This is a genomic window from Pseudomonas sp. JV414 (assembly GCF_032424305.1).
GTDB lineage: Bacteria > Pseudomonadota > Gammaproteobacteria > Pseudomonadales > Pseudomonadaceae > Aquipseudomonas > Aquipseudomonas lini.
In genome coordinates this window covers 298,599-314,826 of sequence record NZ_VYKC01000009.1, presented here as the reverse complement: position 1 = coordinate 314,826, position 16,228 = coordinate 298,599, and the positions used below count along the sequence as shown (strand labels likewise).

Annotated in this window: 17 protein-coding genes; all 17 read right to left on the bottom strand. The window is 62.1% G+C overall.

The window, feature by feature from the left end; genetic code table 11:
• Positions 1-14: 14 nt before the first annotated feature.
• Genes F6R97_RS12340 through F6R97_RS12260 form a run of 17 tightly spaced genes read right to left on the bottom strand, consistent with a single transcriptional unit; the run spans position 15 to position 16,223 of the window.
• Positions 15-1,241 carry a beta-ketoacyl-ACP synthase gene (locus tag F6R97_RS12340; RefSeq protein WP_048396079.1) on the bottom strand — a complete coding sequence of 409 codons (1,227 nt, stop codon included), beginning with the start codon at positions 1,239-1,241 and terminating at the stop codon, positions 15-17.
• Positions 1,241-1,969 (bottom strand): 3-oxoacyl-ACP reductase FabG, encoded by a 729-nt coding sequence (gene fabG, locus F6R97_RS12335; protein ID WP_038978620.1) that lies wholly within the window; start codon positions 1,967-1,969, stop codon positions 1,241-1,243. Before fabG ends, F6R97_RS12340 begins: the two co-directional genes overlap by 1 nt.
• Positions 1,969-2,427, bottom strand: a complete 459-nt coding sequence (locus tag F6R97_RS12330) for a hotdog family protein (RefSeq protein WP_007899158.1) — start codon at positions 2,425-2,427, stop codon at positions 1,969-1,971. The genes fabG and F6R97_RS12330 overlap by 1 nt, the downstream gene beginning before the upstream one ends.
• Positions 2,424-3,620 carry a beta-ketoacyl-[acyl-carrier-protein] synthase family protein gene (locus tag F6R97_RS12325; protein ID WP_038978621.1) on the bottom strand — a complete coding sequence of 399 codons (1,197 nt, stop codon included), beginning with the start codon at positions 3,618-3,620 and terminating at the stop codon, positions 2,424-2,426. The genes F6R97_RS12330 and F6R97_RS12325 overlap by 4 nt, the downstream gene beginning before the upstream one ends.
• The gene (locus tag F6R97_RS12320) at positions 3,617-4,099 is read right to left on the bottom strand and encodes a hypothetical protein (RefSeq protein ID WP_315866616.1); all 483 of its coding nucleotides are present in this window, start codon (positions 4,097-4,099) and stop codon (positions 3,617-3,619) included. Before F6R97_RS12320 ends, F6R97_RS12325 begins: the two co-directional genes overlap by 4 nt.
• Positions 4,099-4,824 carry a class I SAM-dependent methyltransferase gene (locus tag F6R97_RS12315; RefSeq protein WP_315866615.1) on the bottom strand — a complete coding sequence of 242 codons (726 nt, stop codon included), beginning with the start codon at positions 4,822-4,824 and terminating at the stop codon, positions 4,099-4,101. Before F6R97_RS12315 ends, F6R97_RS12320 begins: the two co-directional genes overlap by 1 nt.
• A complete protein-coding gene (locus F6R97_RS12310; RefSeq protein WP_315866614.1) occupies positions 4,821-6,068 on the bottom strand; it encodes an NAD(P)/FAD-dependent oxidoreductase in 1,248 nt (415 codons plus the stop codon). The genes F6R97_RS12315 and F6R97_RS12310 overlap by 4 nt, the downstream gene beginning before the upstream one ends.
• Positions 6,055-7,215 (bottom strand): hypothetical protein, encoded by a 1,161-nt coding sequence (locus F6R97_RS12305; protein ID WP_048396083.1) that lies wholly within the window; start codon positions 7,213-7,215, stop codon positions 6,055-6,057. Before F6R97_RS12305 ends, F6R97_RS12310 begins: the two co-directional genes overlap by 14 nt.
• Entirely contained in the window at positions 7,212-9,551 is a 2,340-nt protein-coding gene (locus tag F6R97_RS12300) for an MMPL family transporter (RefSeq protein WP_048396084.1), read from the bottom strand. Before F6R97_RS12300 ends, F6R97_RS12305 begins: the two co-directional genes overlap by 4 nt.
• Positions 9,535-10,137 carry an outer membrane lipoprotein carrier protein LolA gene (locus F6R97_RS12295; RefSeq protein WP_048396085.1) on the bottom strand — a complete coding sequence of 201 codons (603 nt, stop codon included), beginning with the start codon at positions 10,135-10,137 and terminating at the stop codon, positions 9,535-9,537. Before F6R97_RS12295 ends, F6R97_RS12300 begins: the two co-directional genes overlap by 17 nt.
• Positions 10,134-10,559 carry an acyl-CoA thioesterase gene (locus F6R97_RS12290; protein ID WP_038978628.1) on the bottom strand — a complete coding sequence of 142 codons (426 nt, stop codon included), beginning with the start codon at positions 10,557-10,559 and terminating at the stop codon, positions 10,134-10,136. Before F6R97_RS12290 ends, F6R97_RS12295 begins: the two co-directional genes overlap by 4 nt.
• Positions 10,552-12,096: an aromatic amino acid ammonia-lyase gene (locus F6R97_RS12285; RefSeq protein WP_315866613.1), complete on the bottom strand. Its 1,545-nt coding sequence runs from the start codon at positions 12,094-12,096 to the stop codon at positions 10,552-10,554. Before F6R97_RS12285 ends, F6R97_RS12290 begins: the two co-directional genes overlap by 8 nt.
• The gene (locus F6R97_RS12280) at positions 12,077-13,024 is read right to left on the bottom strand and encodes a glycosyl transferase (protein ID WP_048396087.1); all 948 of its coding nucleotides are present in this window, start codon (positions 13,022-13,024) and stop codon (positions 12,077-12,079) included. The genes F6R97_RS12285 and F6R97_RS12280 overlap by 20 nt, the downstream gene beginning before the upstream one ends.
• Entirely contained in the window at positions 13,021-13,755 is a 735-nt protein-coding gene (locus tag F6R97_RS12275; protein WP_048396088.1) for a glycosyltransferase family 2 protein, read from the bottom strand. The genes F6R97_RS12280 and F6R97_RS12275 overlap by 4 nt, the downstream gene beginning before the upstream one ends.
• Positions 13,748-15,430 carry an AMP-binding protein gene (locus tag F6R97_RS12270; protein WP_315866612.1) on the bottom strand — a complete coding sequence of 561 codons (1,683 nt, stop codon included), beginning with the start codon at positions 15,428-15,430 and terminating at the stop codon, positions 13,748-13,750. The genes F6R97_RS12275 and F6R97_RS12270 overlap by 8 nt, the downstream gene beginning before the upstream one ends.
• Complete coding sequence (locus tag F6R97_RS12265; protein WP_038978633.1) at positions 15,427-15,972, bottom strand: membrane protein; 546 nt, start codon at positions 15,970-15,972, stop codon at positions 15,427-15,429. The genes F6R97_RS12270 and F6R97_RS12265 overlap by 4 nt, the downstream gene beginning before the upstream one ends.
• Positions 15,969-16,223, bottom strand: coding sequence for an acyl carrier protein (locus F6R97_RS12260; protein WP_007903178.1), 255 nt, complete (start codon positions 16,221-16,223; stop codon positions 15,969-15,971). The genes F6R97_RS12265 and F6R97_RS12260 overlap by 4 nt, the downstream gene beginning before the upstream one ends.
• Positions 16,224-16,228: the final 5 nt, after the last annotated feature.

Here is a 16,228-nt window from a genome sequence, read left to right as displayed (position 1 = left end):
CCTAGGTAATTCGATTACGACCAGCGGCGGAAAATCAACGAGGTGTTGACCCCACCAAAAGCGAAATTGTTGTTCATCACGTACTGGTTGCTCATCTGCCGGAATTCACCGCGCAGGTAATCGAGCTTGCCGCACTGCGGATCGACTTCATCGAGGTTGAAGGTGTGCACGTACTGGTCGCGGTTCATCATTTCGATGCTGAACCAGGACTCCAGCGCGCCGCAGGCTCCCAGGGTGTGACCGAGGAAACTCTTCTGCGAACTGATCGGCATGTGTTCGCCGAACAACGCGCTGGTGGCCAGTGTTTCGGCAATGTCGCCCTGTTCTGTCGCGGTGCCGTGACCGTTCACGTAGCCGATGTCCGAAGGCTGCAGTCCGGCGTCTTCCAGGGCGAGTTCCATGGCCCTGCGCATGGTGAGCTGCTCCGGGCGGGTGGCGTGCTGACCATCGGCGTTGCTGCCGAAACCGACGATCTCGGCGTGGATATGTGCACCGCGCGCCAGGGCGTGTTCGAGTTCTTCGAGCACCAGCATGCCGCCGCCTTCACCGATCACCAGGCCATCGCGACCGGTGTCGTAAGGGCGAGGGCTGGTTTGCGGGGCATCGTTTTTCAGGCTGGTGGCGTAGAGCGCATCGAACACCATGGCTTCAGTCGGGCACAGCTCTTCGGCGCCGCCGGCGAGCATCAGCGGCAGGCGGCCGAACTTGATCGATTCATAGGCGTAACCGATGCCTTGGCTGCCACTGGTGCAGGCACTGGAGGTCGGAATCAGTCGGCCAGTGAGGCCGAAGAAGATGCTGACGTTGGCTGCTGTGGTGTGCGGCATCATCCGCACGTAGGAGTTGGCGTTCAAGCCTTCGGCCACTGAGTTGAGCAGCATGTTGCCGAACGCCTTGATCTCGTCGGTGCTGCCGGTGGACGAGCCGCAGGAAACGCCCATGCGTCCGTCCTTGATCGACTCGTCACCCAGCAGCCCGGCGTCCGCCAACGCTTGCTCAGCAGCACCAACAGCGAGCCGCGAGACGCGGCCCATGCTGCGCAGTTGCTTGCGGGTCCAGTGGCTTGGGACTTTGAAGTCATCGATCGGCCCGGCCAGGCGCGTGTTGAGTTCGGTAAAACGATCCCACTCGTCCATGCGGCGGATGCCGCTGCGGTTGGCCGCGAAGTTGCCGGCGATGGTGTCCCAGTCGCTGCCCAGTGAGGTGATGCCGGCCATGCCGGTGACGACGACGCGCTTCATCAGCACAGGCCTCCATTGACGGCCAGAACCTGCCGGGTGATGTACGACGCTTCCGCCGACATCAGGAAATTCACCGCACCAGCCACCTCTTCCGGTGTGCCCATGCGTTGTGCGGGGATCATTTTCATCAGTTCTTCCACCGGCACGTTTTCGTCGAGCATCGCCGTGTCGATCAGGCCGGGTGCGACACAGTTAACAGTGATTTTGCGCTTGCCCAGTTCGATCGCCAGCGCCTTGGCTGCGCCGATCAAACCGGCCTTGGACGCGCTGTAATTGACCTGGCCGCGATTGCCGATCAGGCCGGAGACCGAGGTGATGCAGACAATCCGTCCGGCGGCGCGACGACGGATCATCGGCATCATTACCGGGTGCAGCACGTTGTAGAAACCGTCGAGATTGGTGCGCATCACCAGATCCCAATCCTCCTCGCTCAGGGCCGGAAAAGCACCATCGCGGGTCAGGCCAGCGTTGAGCACCACGCCGTAATAGGCGCCATGGGTTTCGACATCGGCTTCGAGAATAGCTTTGCAACGGGCACGGTCGGACACGTCGAATTGCAGGATGCGAGCGTTGCGGCCCAGGGCCTCGACTTCGATCTTGACGGCTTCGGCATCCGCAAGGCCGCTGCGGCAATGCAGCACGATGTCATGCCCGGCCCGAGCCAGACGCAACGCAATGGCGCGGCCGATACCACGGCTGGAGCCGGTGACCAGTACGGATTCAGTCATCACTCGACTCCTTGGGGTTCATGAAGATATTGCGCGGCTTGAGGCGGGCGGAACACGTTCAGCCGGGCGGTGGCGTGGATGCCGGGGGCGGTGAGGTGGCATTCGAACACACCCATGCCGTTGTCGTCTTCCAGCGAGCGTATTCCATGGATGGTCAACTCGGTGCCGGCGGGGAAGTGTTCCACGTTGCATTCGAATTTACGGGTGCCGAGCAGGAAACCCAGTTCCACCGCATTGCCTTTCTGACGCGCATGGCAGCCGGCGTACGCGGCGACGCTCTGGGCCATCAGCTCGATGCCGACCCAGGCCGGCAGGCTGCCGTCGGGGCGATTGAACAGGCCGCCGGGTTTGACGGTAAGTCGGGTGTGAATTTGCTCGTCATCGAACGACAGGATTTGCTCAATGAGGATCATGTCGCCGGCATGCGGCAGCAGTTCGGCGAGCGGCCAGGTAATCATGGAGCGTCTCCGATAATCAGGCTGACGTTATTGCCACCGAAGGCAAAGGAATTGCTCATCAGGTAGCGAGGTGCAATGGACGTCAGGTGGTCAATCGGGGTCACCCAATCCAGGGCCGGCAATTCGGGGTCGAGCTGGCCGTCCCAGACGTGGGGCGGCAGGGATTGCTCGCGGTTGTCCGCGCTCAGGCTCAACCAGCAGAACGCCGCCTCCAGGGCACCGGCAGCGCCGAGGGTATGGCCGGTCATCGGTTTGGTCGACGAGCAGGGCACGCCTTGCGGGAATAGCGCCGTCACCGCCAGGCTTTCCATGGCGTCGTTGTGTTGCGTGGCGGTGCCGTGCAGGTTCAGATAACCGATTTGCTGCGGTTGCAGGCCTGCGCGGCTCAAGGCTTTGCGCATCGCTTGCAGGGCGCCACGGCCGGTCGGCTCCGGCGCGGAAATATGGTGTGCATCGGAGCTGGCGCCACTGCCCAGCAGGGCAATCGGTTGGCCATTGCCGGCGCTTTTGCTCATCAGAAACAGCACCGCCGCTTCGCCGATATTGATGCCGTTACGGTTTGCCGAAAACGGGTTGCAGCGCTGTTCGGACACCGCTTCCAGTGCCGAGAAACCGTTGAGGGTCAGCTTGCACAAACTGTCGACACCGCCGCACAACACGGCGTCGCACACGCCCAGATCGAGCAGTCGTTGAGCACTCATCAACGCACGGGCGCTGGAGGTGCAGGCGGTGGAAATCACATAGGCCGGGCCGCTCAATTGCAGCCAGTCGGCGAGAAACGTCGCCGGCGCGCCGAGTTCCTGTTGCTGATAGTCATAATCGGCAGGGAACTGATGCTCGCGGATGTAATGCGCCAGGCCGCTGCTGGCCTCGTGAATGCCCGAGGTGCTGGTGCCCAGGATTACGCCGATACGGTCGCGGCCGTAGGTCTGGATCGCTTGTTCGATGTCTGCGCGAATCTGTAGCGCAGCCTCCAGCAGCAATTGATTGTTGCGACTGCTTTGATGCGCCAGCTCAGCCGGAATCGGTGCCAGCTCACCGCGCACCGCCGCGACCGGCAACGTGCGATCCACCACCCAGCCGGCCTCGCTGCGCATGCCCGAGCAATCGCCGGCAAACAGGTTGCGGGCGACTTCCTGCTTGTCGCGGCCCAGGGCGCAGATCACCCCGAGGGCGTTCAGATAAGCCGTCATGGCGTGTGCTCGCCTAACGGAGTGACGCGATAGTGCGGGCCTTGGGATACGTTCAATTCAAAGCTCAGTGGTTGTGAATAGCGGATGTTCCAGCGGGGTGACAAGGATCGTTGCCCGCCATCCTGCCGGGCGGCGGGATAGTTGCGATGCAACTCGCCCGCAGGGGTCAACGCAAACAATAAGGCAGCGAACAGCTCCCGGGCTTCCGGATTGGGCGGCAGCAGGCCGTCGGCCTGCCATTGGCCATCGATCAGCTTCTGTCGTGCCACGGGAATCCCCAAAGGGTCCATCATCGACCAGCGAATGCCCGGGCCTTCGCGCTGGATCACCAGCAACCAGTCCTGACGTTGCTCGGCCATCTGCCGTTCGATGTGCAATTGCAGCGGCAATGCCAGGCTCGGGGTTTGCTCGGGCAGCGGTGCCTGGCTGGCGCAAGCGCTCAGCAACAGGACACAACCCAGAAGCAGGAAACGGATCATCAGGCACACCCTTCAACGGGCTTACGCGCAACTACATTGACCAGGGTTTCTTCCCGTTGGCCAAAGGTTTTGGGCTGGCGCAGGCCGAAGCGTTCGAGCAGGCCGAAATCCTTGGCGCGACTCCACCACAAGTAAGGGTAAGACACGTTCTGCGGGCCGAATTCAAAACCCTGCCGACGATTCATCTCCAGGTAGCCGGCGGCGCTCTTCTGCACGTGCATCGGGTGGCGGAACAGCCAGCGAATCACCCACGTATCAATGTAAGCCTCGGTGGACTCGGCGAACAACAAATAGCCGCCCGGCTTGAGCACTCGATAGAACTCGGCCAGGGCCTGATCCTGCTCGACAAGGTGATGGAAGGTCTGATGACAGAACAGCAGATCGACGCTGGCGTCCGGTATTTTGATGCTCGCGCAGTCACTGCCGATCAGTTCTACATCCATGCCCTGGCGGGCCGCTTCTTCGCCGCTCAGGTTCAGGCTGTGAGGGTCGGCATCCAGCCCGATCAGGCGCCGAGGCGCGAAGGTCTGGCGCAGGTACTGGAACGACTTGCCCTGGCCGCAACCGGCATCCAGTAATACCGGGTTGTCGGGCAATGGCGCGCTGAACAGATCACGCAAATCATTGATCGCCACTCGCAATACATGGTGCTGCCAGGTGTGGCTGCGCAGGAACCAGAAACCAAAACGGGTCTCTTCGACGTAGTTGTCGCTCAAATAACTCATGTCGGATCCTGTGCGCAAAGGTCCGAGATCATCCGCAGTCGACGTTTGGGTTCGCTGACGAACGGGTTGCGTTCATCCCAGGCGTAACCCGCGAGGATCGAGCTGATCATGCGGCGGATATCCGCTGTGCCGCCCTGATAGAAAATCACATCCTGAAAGGTCCCCGCGTACCAGCCTTCGACGTAGCAGCGGAAGGTGTTGACGCCGCGCTTGAGCGGTTCGGCGAACTCGGTCTGCCAGTCGACGCTTTCACCTTGCAGTTGGCGGTGCAGTACCCCAGCGGCCATGCTCGCCGAACGCATGGCGATGGTCACACCAGAGGAGAACACCGGGTCGAGAAATTCCGCCGCATTGCCCAGCAGGGCGAAACCTGGGCCATGCAGGGTTTTGACGTTGGCCGAATAGCCGCCGATGGTTCGCGCGGGCGTATCCCACACGGCGTTGTTCAGCACACCGGCCAGGCTTGGGGTTTCGGCGATGAAGCCGCGCAGGCAGTCGTCCAGATTCTCAGTGCGGCCTTCGAAGTGTTCGGCGGCCGCCACCACGCCCACCGAGCAACGGCCGTTGCTGAACGGGATGGTCCAGAACCAGATATCGCGCTGGGTCGGATGGGTGGTGATGAGGATTTTCTCCCGGTCGAAAGCCGGGTTGTCGATACAGTCTTCGACGTGGGTGAACACGGCCTGGCGCACCGGGAAGTTCGACGGTGCTTCAAGGTCCAGCAAGCGCGGCAGCACGCGACCGTAGCCGCTGGCATCGAGCACGAAGTCGGCCTCGACGCGGTATTGGCTGCCGTCTTCGCGAAGTACATCGAGCTGCGGTTTCGCCAGGCTGAAATCGGCGCTGACAATGGCTTCGCCATAACGGACATCGACACCTTGCAGCGCAGCCTGATCGGCCAGCAGCTTGTCGAAGTCGGCGCGCTGGACCTGGAACGTCGTCGGCTTGCCGTTGGTGAACGTGTCGCCGAAATCGAAGGCGCTGTACTGATCGCCCCAAGCGAACGCCGCCCCGTTTTTGCGCTGGAAACCAGCAGCATTTACCGCCTCGAGCATGCCGGCTTCTTCGACGAAATCCAGGCAGTGGGACAGCAGGCTTTCACCGATGGAAAACCGTGGGAAATGCTGGCGCTCGATCATCAACACATCATGACCTTTGCGCTTGAGCAGCGCGGCGGCGATGGCACCCGAGGGGCCAGCACCGATCACCAGTACCTGGCGACGTTCCATTTCAACTATTGGCACGGGTGCTCCTTGCCGGGGCGGCGATGTTCAAAGGGATTCGGTGCATGCCGGCCAGTGCCGGCAGCAGGGTTGCGATCAGGCCCATCAACATCAGCGCGAAATACAGCGCCGGGCTGATGAGCTGTTGTTGCAGCAGCAGGTTGAGAAAGACGATCTCGCTCAAGCCGCGAATATTCAGTAAAAGGCTTTCCCGCCAGCGGCTGGCACCTTCAAACGAGGCGCCAGCCCAGCCGAGGCCCAGCCAGTTGCCCAACAGTTTGCTGGCGATCGGCAACAGCAGGAGCGCGGCCAGTTGCATCCCGCTGAGACTGTCGATGGCGCTGTGCACGTTGATCTGCACGATGCCGAACGTGAGGATCAACGGGATGGCGATCCAGGTCTGCAAACGGCTCATCCACGTCGCCGACAATGGCAGCACCAATGGCACCTTGAGCGCGGCCATGCACAGCAGATAGCCGATGCCGAAAATAAGCGCATTGAGTTTGAAGTGTTCGGCGACCACCAGCAGCGCGAAGAAGCAGCCGCTGTGCAGCAACGGTTGGCGCAACCCGAGCAGTCGCAGCAACAATGGCAGGCAGGCGCCGGCCAGCGGCAGCAAGAGGCTGCTCAGGTGCAGGCTGCCCTGGGCGAACGCGAACAGGGTCCAGCAGATCAGGTCGATCAGGATCGCGGTCTGCACCAGGCGTCGGGTGGCAGCGGGCGGGTAGTTGATGTGTCGCAGGTACAGATACAACACCGGAATCGCGGTGATGGCGAACAGCAGACCGACCGCCAGCGAGCTGATCCACGGCTGCGGCGGCAACAGCCAGACCGCTGTCGCCAGCCCGCAGGCAAACGGAATGCAGAAACTCGGCAGGGCGATCTTCAGGCTCTGGCGTTCCAGCCGCAGGTCGATCACGTCGCTGAGGATGTGCCCCAGCAGCAAGGCAAAGCTCAAACTGTAGAGGTTCTTCAGCCAGCTCGGCGAGATCAGGTCGGCACCACTCAGTTGCCAGCCCGGTTCGATCCAGAAGTACATCAACAACGGCAGGCCGAAGGTCGCCAGCAACAACTGGCTGACGATCGGAATCAGACCGAAATGACGACCGATACGGGTGGCCATGGCGAACAACACCAGGGCCATCAACCAGAACGCAGCGACCATCATGCTGCCGGCTCCACGACTGGGGCGGCGTGGACTTGGCGTCCGGCCCACGGTGCCAGGATGAAGCTGAACGCCAGGCCGAGGCTCACGGACAGGCCGAAGTTGCTTACCGCCGGCGTGCTGGACACTGCCAGCAAGCCGAACGACAGCCAAGTGGTCACCGCTGCCAGCAACGTACCCAAAAGGCTCGCCGCAGCGCCGCCGATCTGTTCGCGCATGAGGATCGCGTAATCGACGCTGATGGCCGTCACCAGCAGCAGGCCGAACAGGCTGAACAGCGTCAGCGGCTGACCGAGCCAACCGAGGCTTGCCAGACTGCACAGGGCCGCCAGTAGCGGCAAAGAGACGATACGCAACGCGCCACCGAAACCGAATGGCAGGATCAGCACCAGCACGATCAGCACGCAGGAAGCGAGTTTCAATTCAGCAGCACTGATTTGAGTGGCGGCGAAAACCTGGTTCAGTTCGCCGAGACGATCCACCAGTTCCACACCCGGCAAGTCCAGTGCCTGGACCCGCAACAGCGTGGGATTGTTCAAGCCTTGCAGGCTGACCATCGCGGCCACGCCGTCATCGGTCGGCCCCAGCCACAGCGTGCGATAGGGTTCCGCCAATGGGCCGGCCAGCGCTGCGTCGATGTCTTCAATGGGCAGCGCCTGCAACGTTGCCAACTCGGCCTGCAATGCGGCGGCCGGCACGCCGAGGGCGAGCAACGGTTGCCAGAACTGCGGCAGCTTGTTCAGTGCTTCACGCACTTTGCGCTGTTCGCTTGGCTGGCTGACCAGTTGATTGAGCGATAGATAGCCCTGAAGTTTTTCCAGATTGACCAACTGATCCAGACGCTCGCTCAGTGCCGTCAGGCGTTCGAGCAACGCCTGCTGATTGGCCGCGCGCACCAGGAAGAACTGGCTGGTAGGTTGATAGCCGGTGATGCGCGCGATGGTCTGGGCTTCGTCGGTCAGTTGCTGCGGCGTGCCGACCCATTGGCGAATATCGTTTTTGCTCTGCAGCTGCAACAGACCGCCGACACAGAAGGCGATCAGCAGTGCCAGCAGCACCGGCGTGCGCAAGTATTTCAGCAGCGATTCACGCAGCTCCAGCAACTTCTCGGCGATGCGCATCGGCCATTGCGCCGGCCGCAGAACCACGCCCTTGAGCAGCGCCGGCAACAGGCACACTGCCGACAGATAGGCGCCCACCAGGCCGGCAGCGGAGAACACGGCAATTTGGGTCAGGGCCGGAAACGGCGTCCAGGCCAGGGCCAGGTAGCCGATGCAACTGGTGATCAGGCTCAGCGTCAGCCCCGGTAGGGTCAGGCGTAACGCCGGCCAGCTGTGCCAGGGTTTCAGGCTCCAGCTTTTCGAGAGGTAATGCAGCGGGTAATCCACCGCCACGCCGATCAGGCTTGAGCCCAATACCAGTGTCATCACATGCATGTGACCGAACAGCGCCACGCAGGCGACCGCACCGAACAACATGCCCACCAGCACCGGGACGAACGCCAGCAATACCCGCCAACGCCGGAAGGCCAGCAACAGCAGCAACAAAATCCCGATCGTGGCGCCGCCGCCGACCCAGGTCATTTCGCGCGCGGCTTGCCGTTGACCGCTGGCGGCGTACAACAGGCCGCTGGCGGCGAGCAGTTGCACATCGGCCTGGGCGGCTTCTTCGCGACTGTGCTGGAGTAGGTCAGCCACTTGCAGCGGCAGGTTCATGTCGAACGCGTTGCCGGCGGTTCGCGCCCGCAGCATCACCCAACTCTTGCCGTCGGCCTCGGCAACCAGCGTACCGCTGCCGATGTCCAGTTGCACCGAACCATGCTGCGGCTGACTGTTCTGAATGCGTCCGGTCAGGCCGAGCCAGTCGTCCTGGCTCGGCACCAGGCTAAAGCCGGTGAACGGGTCGAACAGGGCTTGTACCCGTTGCTGAATAAAGGCATCGGGGTGCTCGATGAGTTGCTGTCGGTCGGCCACGGACAACATCGCCAAGCGACCTTGCAGCAATTGTGCGCGCAGCGCCGGCAAGTCGGCCTGCAGGTTCCACTGGACTTTTTCGAAGACACCGCTGGCCTGCCACTGCTCGCCGAGTTTTTGCGCCATGGCGATGGCTTGCTGGCGGTCTTTATGGCCGACCAGCACCAACATTTCCCGGTTCAGCGGTTCTTGCATGCGTTGTTCGGCACGCAGTTCCAGCGCGTCTGGCGCGGTGCCTGGCACCAGTTCCATCAGGTTGGCCGACAGCGGTGCACCGTCACGCCATTGCCAGCCGGCGAGCGCGAGCACCGCCAGCAGCAGGATCAGAAACAGCCGCGGCAGCATCCGTTCACTCGGCAAAGTCATGTTGCTCCGCATCGCTTAAAGGTTGTGCGCTGGTGCTGTCCTGCAGGCGCAACAGGGTTCGGTCACCCTGGGTTTCGAGCAGCTCGATGCTGTGCACCAGTTCGCCGCCGTCAATGTTGATCTGATTGAACACCTGCTTGAGCAGCATCGAACGCGGGGTCAGGGTCAGCTTCCAGTTTTGTGCGTCGCCGCTCAGCGAAAGCTCGAAATCCCGTTGCAAGCCACTGCTGTCGCCTTGCAGCACCGCTAGGAACAAGCGGTTCTGCTCGGCGCCGGCACTCTTGTTCGGCAGCATTTGCCAACCGTTGGCATCACGCCGGGCAATGCCTTTGTCGTTGATGCGGTAGTCCTGTTGCAGCGGCGTTTTCAGCAGCCAGAGCAGGCCGTGATTCTTTGCCAAAACGAAGGTGCCCTTGCTGGTCAGCGGCTGGGGCAGGGCGCGCAGGTGTTTTTCCTGGATGAAACTGCCGTGGATCACATCGGGTTTGGCCAGTTGACCGCTGAGTTGCTGTAGATCGAAAGCCTGCGCCAATGATGAAAGCCCGAGCAACGCTAAAGCGCCGAGGCATTTGAACAGCGAATTCATGGGAGCATCCTTTCAACCGCGTCGGTGAACACCTTCGGTGAGGCCAACTGCATTTCGCGGCTGCTCATGTCGACGGCGACCTGCACGGAACAGGCGCGGGTCAGGCGCTCGCCGGTGGCCAGATCGCTGATCAGGTAACTGATCTTCAGGCGGTTTTCCCACTCCACCAGGCTGGCGCGCACATTCAGCTTCTGGCCGAACACCGCACCACGCACATAGCGCAGCTGCAAGTCGATCACCGGCCACGCGTAACCCGACGCCACCATGGCGTCGTAGTTGTGGCCGATCTTGTCCAGCAGCGCACAGCGGGCGACTTCCAGGTATTTGACGTAATGGCCGTGCCAGACCACGTTCATGGTGTCGACGTCAAAGAACGGTACGAGGATTTCCGTGTCGGTGTGCAGCACTCCCTTGCTACGCATGCAGCCTCCAGTGTTGTTCGGCGATACGTTGCAGGCACAGGCGCAATTCGCTTTCCAGGGCACGGTCTTCGATGACCGGCGGGAAGTCCTTGGCCAATTCTTCGTGCATCGCGGCCAGGGCCGGTGGCAGTGGGCGCGCGTCTTCAGCCTGGCCGCGCAGCCAGACGCCTTGGTTGGCGGCCAGCAGCGTGGCGGCGGCGACCTGTTCGGTCAGCTCCAGCACACGAATGGCGTCGCGGGCAGAGATGGTGCCCATGCTGACTTTGTCCTGGTTGTGGCACTCGGTGGAACGCGAGAAGACGCTGGCCGGCATGGTGTTTTTCAGGGCCTCGGCGGTCCAGGCGCTGGTGCCGATCTGCACGGCCTTGAAGCCGTGGTTGAGCATCGCGCGGTCGGCGGTTGCGCCAGACAGGTTGCTCGGCAAGCCATGGTTGTAACGCTCGTCCACCAACAGTGCGAGCTGACGGTCGAGCAAGTCAGCGACGTTCGCCACCAGGGTTTTCAGACTGTCCATGGCGAACGCGATATGGCCGCCGTAGAAGTGCCCGCCGTGCAGCACGCGTTCAGCTTCGGCGTCGATGATCGGGTTGTCGTTGGCGCTGTTGAGTTCGATCTCGATGAACGAGCGCAGCCAGTTCAGGCTGTCGGCCAGCACACCGAGTACGTGCGGCGCACAGCGCAGGGAATAACGGTCTTGCAGGCGATGCAGCGGCGCGGTCGGCGCATCGATCGCCAGGTCCTTGCGCAACCACGCAGCGACTTGCATCTGCCCGGGATGGGGTTTGGTGGCGAATAGACGCTCGTCGAAGTGCTCCGGGTTGCCCTGCAAAGCGACCACGTTCAGCGCGGTAATGCGCGTGGCCAGTTGCAGCAGGTAATCAGCGCGGGCGTAAGCCAGGCAGGCGAGGCCGGTCATCACGGCGGTGCCGTTCATCAACGCCAGCGCTTCTTTGGGGCGCAAAACCAGCGGTTCCCAGCCCAGTTCGCTGTGCACATCGGCGGCTTGTCGACGCTCACCACGGAACATCACTTCGCGCTCGCCGGACAAGGTCGCGGCGACGTAGGACAGCGGCGTCAGATCACCGCTGGCGCCCACCGAACCTTCTTCCGGAATCAGCGGCAGGATGTCGTATTCGAGGAAGGCTTGCAGACGCTCCAGCAGTTCCACGCGTACCCCGGAAACGCCCTGGCACAGCGACTGCAAACGCGCCGCCAGCACCGCGCGGGTAGCTTGGGCGTCGAGCAGTTTGCCCAGACCGCAGCCGTGGAAGGTATACAGATGACGGGGCAAGGCTTCGACATGGTGCAGCGGCACCGCCACCACGCAGGAGTCGCCATAACCGGTGGTCACGCCATAGATCACGCCTTCCTTGTCCAACAGGGAATCAAGGAACTGCGGGCCCTTGGCGATGCGCTGGCGAAACTCGGGGTCGCCCTGCAACTGCGTCGGCACCTGACGGTTGGCCAGGGCCAGCACGTCTTCGATGCGCAAAGGGAGTTCGCCGAAGGTTACCGGCTCAAGCGTTGGCGTCGTCATCGGTCTTCCAGAAAGGGTAAAAGTTGAACCATTGTTGGGGCGCTTCGAGGCAATAGTGACTCAGGCGTTCGGCGTAGCGGGAGGCCCACTGATGAATGACCTGTTCGCGGTCGCTGCGTTTCCACACGATGGCGTCGGCGAACGGTTCGAGGGTAAGTCGATAGTCGCCCGTCGGTTTCTTCAGGCACAGCATCAGGTTGATCGGGCATTTCAGCAGGCCGGCCAGCAACCATGGGCCTTGCGGGAACGCTGCCTGATGGCCGAGAAAATCCACCGTCACGCTGCGCCCGCCATGCAACGGCACGCGGTCGCCGGCAATCGCCAGCCATTCGCCGCGCTCCAGGCGTTCATGCAGTTGCAGCATGATCACCGGGTCCAGCTCGCTGACCTGAATCAGCCGCAGATTGGTCGCCCCGGCTTCGCCCAGCAGACGGTTGAATTGTTCGGCGTGCTTGGTGTGCACCAGCACGTTCATGGTGACTTTCTCACCGATCTCGGCCAGCGCCCGGCAGACCTCGAGATTGCCCAGGTGCGCACCCACCAGCATTTGCCCGCGTGTGCCGCGCAGTTTATTACGCAGCAGCGCCGGGTCGATGATTTCGATTTGATCGATGCTCAGCTTGCCGTTCCACACATCGAGTTTGTCGAGCATGGAGTCGGCGAAAGCCATGAACTGGCCGAACACCCGCCAATGGGTCGGGCGCAGTTCGCGACGACCGCTCCAGTCAGCGAGCCGCTGCTGGTATTGCCAGGCGCTTTGGCGGGCGCTGCGCCCGAACAGGAAAAAGTACAGCACGATGCCGTACAGCAGCGGGCTCAGCAGTCGGCGGCCCAAGACTTTTGCGCAGAGCGCGGTGAACTTCATCAGCCAAAAGCTGCCACGCTCCTGGCGGTCGGCCCAGTGCTGTTTGTCTGCGTTGTCGCTCATGCTCGCCACCGTCGCCAGAGGATCACCGGTGCGCGCAGCAACATGCCGAAGAACAGCCGGGTGTGCATGCTCGTAATCAGTACGTTGTCGTGGAACAGGCGGAAATGCGAGACGCCATCCTGCGGGTAACGGACTTTGGTTTGCAGCCACTGCATCGGCTGGTTACGCCAGGCCAGGCGCACCAGGATGTCGGAGTCGAAGTCCATACGCTTGCCGATCCTGGCCGAGTCGATCAGTGCCAGGGTCGGCGGCAATGGATAGACGCGAAAGCCGCACATCGAGTCGCGAATCTGCAACGACAGGGTGTTTATCCAGACCATGACGTGCGTCAGATAGCGGGCGTACAAACGACCTTTCGGCACACTGGCGTCGTATTGCGGATAGCCGCAGATCACGGCCTCGGGATGGGTGCGTGAATGCTCGATGAAGACTTTTACGTCTTGCAGGTCGTGCTGGCCATCGGCGTCCACCTGCAAGGCGTGGCTGAAGCCCAGGCGCGAGGCTTCCCGCAAACCGGTCATCACCGCGCCGCCCTTGCCTTGATTGATGGTGAGCCTGATCAGGTAAACCCGGTCACGCAGGGCCAGTTGGTCAAGCACCTTGGCACAGGCCGGGCTGCTGGCATCGTCCACCAGAATGCATGGCAGGCCACTGGCAAGCAGGGCATCGACCACGGCAGTGATTGCGGTTTCGTGGTTGTAGACCGGGATTACGGCGCAGGGGTTATGCATCGCCTGAGGCCTCCAGCAAAATCCGCCCACTGGAGCAGGTGGCGGTTTCATTGCGATAGGCGAAATACAATTTGCTGCGCGCCGAGTCGAAGCGCAGGTGCAACTGGATTTCGTCACCGGGGCGTACCAGTTGCTGGAATTTCAGCACTTCCATACCGGCGAATTTTGCCGGCAGGTCCATCAATTGCTGACCAAGGCTCAGCGCCCAATCCACCTGCACAACACCGGGCAATACCGGCGTCTGAGGGAAATGGCCGCTGAAATACGCCAGGTCTGGCGGGACGGCCAGTTGCAGGCTCCACTCGCCATCGGTGTCGATCTGTTCCAGCACTTGCGGCGCCTTTGGGCGTGGCGCCAGCAATAGGGTCTCCACTTCAGCTTGGGGCAGTTTGCCTTGAGCGTTCAGTGGCAATTGTCGCAACAGGCGCCAGCGACGGGGCAGGGCGAGTGCCTCGCAATGCTGGCTCAGGTGTTGGCGCAATTCCTGAGTAAGAGTGCGTCGACCCTGATTGCGCAAGGCATGCAAACCCTGCTCGCTCAACACCAGCAGCGCGCCCAGCGAAGCACGGTTTTCCTGGACGACGCCAAGCCGCGCTTCAGCGACCCACTCATGGGTCATCAGAGCTTGTTCGAGCATCGGTAGCGAGATACGTTTTTCTTCCAGTTTGACGATTCGGTCCAGCCGTCCCAACAGCTCGAAACGGCCGTCGGTGGCGATGCGCGCGGCATCGGCGGTGTGCTCGATATGGCCGGCCGGCAAGTACGGCGACGCAATAAGCAGGGCGCCATCGCTGTCCTGGCTCAGCGCAACATCGGCGAAGGGCTGCCAGAGATTCTGGCCCTGACGCCAGGCGATGCCGCCGGTTTCCGAGCTGCCGAAAATTTCTGTCGGCCATTGTTGCAGGCGCTCATGCAGGCTTTGCGCCGCTTCGGCGGGCAATGCACCACCGGAGGAAAACACTCGGCGCACCGCGCTCAGCGCTGGCCAGTCGAGGTTGTCGCCCATGCGCTTGAGCAGCGCCGGGCTGGCGACCCAGGCGAAAACCGGGTATTCGCGGCTGGCGCGCTGCAGGTCTTCCGGGAAGGCCAGTTGTTTACGCACGAACGAGCGCCCGGCGCACAACGGCCACAGCACCCGAAACAGCAAACCGTAGATGTGTTGAGTGGCGACGCTGCCGATGATGCAGGCTTCGCCCAGATCTGCGCCCCATAGGTGCTCCAGCGCTTCGACTTCATTGGCCAGTTGGCGCAGGGTTTTGTCGATGCGCTTGGGTTCGCCACTGGAGCCGGAGGTGCACAGGCTCAGCTGACAGCGATCCAGATCCAGCGGGTTGGCGGGCAGCGGTGGATACCGATAATCGCTCAGGTGCGCATCATCGGCCTGATCGGTCAGCCACAGATCGACCTCGGTCGACCAGCGCTGGCGAGTCTGCGCTTGCAGGTCGGCGGGCAGCAGCACGCTGACCCCGGCACGCCAGGCGCCGAGCAGGGCAATGGCCAGGTCGGCAGCGTCCTCAAGGTGCACGGCGATGCGCTGCACGCCTTGCGCTTGGAGGCCGGCAGCCAGGCTCTGGGCCTGTTCGCACAATTGCGCGTGATTCAACGCAGGTTCCACCGTCACGGCTCGGTCTGGCTGAGCCTTGAGCAACAGTTGCTCAAGTGTTATCCAATTCATGGGCGGCCTCTTACCCGTTGTCGTATCAGCCATTCAATGGCAAACATCAGGCCAATCAATCCATAGGAGATCAGGCCGGTGTACAACATCCACCAACTCAGCGGCGCCCAAAGGGTCAGGGCGGCGGCGCACAAGCCGTTGCAGAGAAAAAACACGCTCCAGGCAATCGTCACCTGGCGGGTGTAGCGAATAGCCCTGGCCGGTAATTCCGGTTCTCGCAGACGGGCCAGGCGTTCGATCATCGGTGGGCCGTATTTCAGGCTCAGGCCGAACAGCACCAGCATGAACCCGCTGATCAGCACCGGGTACCAGCGCAGCAGCACCGGGCTGTCGAACAGCGCCAGCAGCAGACAAAAACCGATGGCGACCGTGGCCATCCACAGGCTGCCGGGGCGCCGCTCGCCGGTCAGCGCCCGTGCCAGCCACAGGCTACCCAGCAGCAGACCGAACTGCCACGGGGCAAAATGCTCCATGCCGAAATACACCGCAAAGGGGTACAACAGGCCTGCCAGCAGCAGGCCCAGGCCGATCAGTCGGCTCATGCGGCGGGTTGAACCAGACGGTAGACCGCCTCGACCACGTCGCTGACGGTACGCACCGATTTGAATTCTTCGGCGGCGATTTTCTTGCCGGTCTGGCGTTTGATGTGATCGATCAGGTCGACCGCATCGATGCTGTCGATTTCCAGATCCTGATACAGGTTGGACCCCAGGCTGATGCGCTCGGGTTCCAGCTCGAAGAGTTCGACCAGGGCATCGCGCAGGGTATTGAAAATATCGTCACGAGTTTGCATGGTCC

Bases quoted from the DNA above. Each gene is read 5' to 3' on its own strand.
- F6R97_RS12330 (WP_007899158.1), bottom strand. From the start codon at position 2,427: ATGATTACCTGGCCGCTCGCCGAACTGCTGCCGCATGCCGGCGACATG.
- F6R97_RS12275 (WP_048396088.1), bottom strand. From the start codon at position 13,755: ATGCATAACCCCTGCGCCGTAATCCCGGTCTACAACCACGAAACCGCA.
- F6R97_RS12320 (WP_315866616.1), bottom strand. From the start codon at position 4,099: ATGATCCGTTTCCTGCTTCTGGGTTGTGTCCTGTTGCTGAGCGCTTGC.
- F6R97_RS12270 (WP_315866612.1), bottom strand. From the start codon at position 15,430: ATGAATTGGATAACACTTGAGCAACTGTTGCTCAAGGCTCAGCCAGAC.
- F6R97_RS12265 (WP_038978633.1), bottom strand. From the start codon at position 15,972: ATGAGCCGACTGATCGGCCTGGGCCTGCTGCTGGCAGGCCTGTTGTAC.
- F6R97_RS12295 (WP_048396085.1), bottom strand. From the start codon at position 10,137: ATGAATTCGCTGTTCAAATGCCTCGGCGCTTTAGCGTTGCTCGGGCTT.
- F6R97_RS12305 (WP_048396083.1), bottom strand. From the start codon at position 7,215: ATGATGGTCGCTGCGTTCTGGTTGATGGCCCTGGTGTTGTTCGCCATG.
- F6R97_RS12340 (WP_048396079.1), bottom strand. From the start codon at position 1,241: ATGAAGCGCGTCGTCGTCACCGGCATGGCCGGCATCACCTCACTGGGC.
- fabG (WP_038978620.1), bottom strand. From the start codon at position 1,969: ATGACTGAATCCGTACTGGTCACCGGCTCCAGCCGTGGTATCGGCCGC.
- F6R97_RS12260 (WP_007903178.1), bottom strand. From the start codon at position 16,223: ATGCAAACTCGTGACGATATTTTCAATACCCTGCGCGATGCCCTGGTC.
- F6R97_RS12290 (WP_038978628.1), bottom strand. From the start codon at position 10,559: ATGCGTAGCAAGGGAGTGCTGCACACCGACACGGAAATCCTCGTACCG.
- F6R97_RS12315 (WP_315866615.1), bottom strand. From the start codon at position 4,824: ATGAGTTATTTGAGCGACAACTACGTCGAAGAGACCCGTTTTGGTTTC.
- F6R97_RS12280 (WP_048396087.1), bottom strand. From the start codon at position 13,024: ATGAGCGACAACGCAGACAAACAGCACTGGGCCGACCGCCAGGAGCGT.
- F6R97_RS12285 (WP_315866613.1), bottom strand. From the start codon at position 12,096: ATGACGACGCCAACGCTTGAGCCGGTAACCTTCGGCGAACTCCCTTTG.
- F6R97_RS12300 (WP_048396084.1), bottom strand. From the start codon at position 9,551: ATGACTTTGCCGAGTGAACGGATGCTGCCGCGGCTGTTTCTGATCCTG.
- F6R97_RS12325 (WP_038978621.1), bottom strand. From the start codon at position 3,620: ATGACGGCTTATCTGAACGCCCTCGGGGTGATCTGCGCCCTGGGCCGC.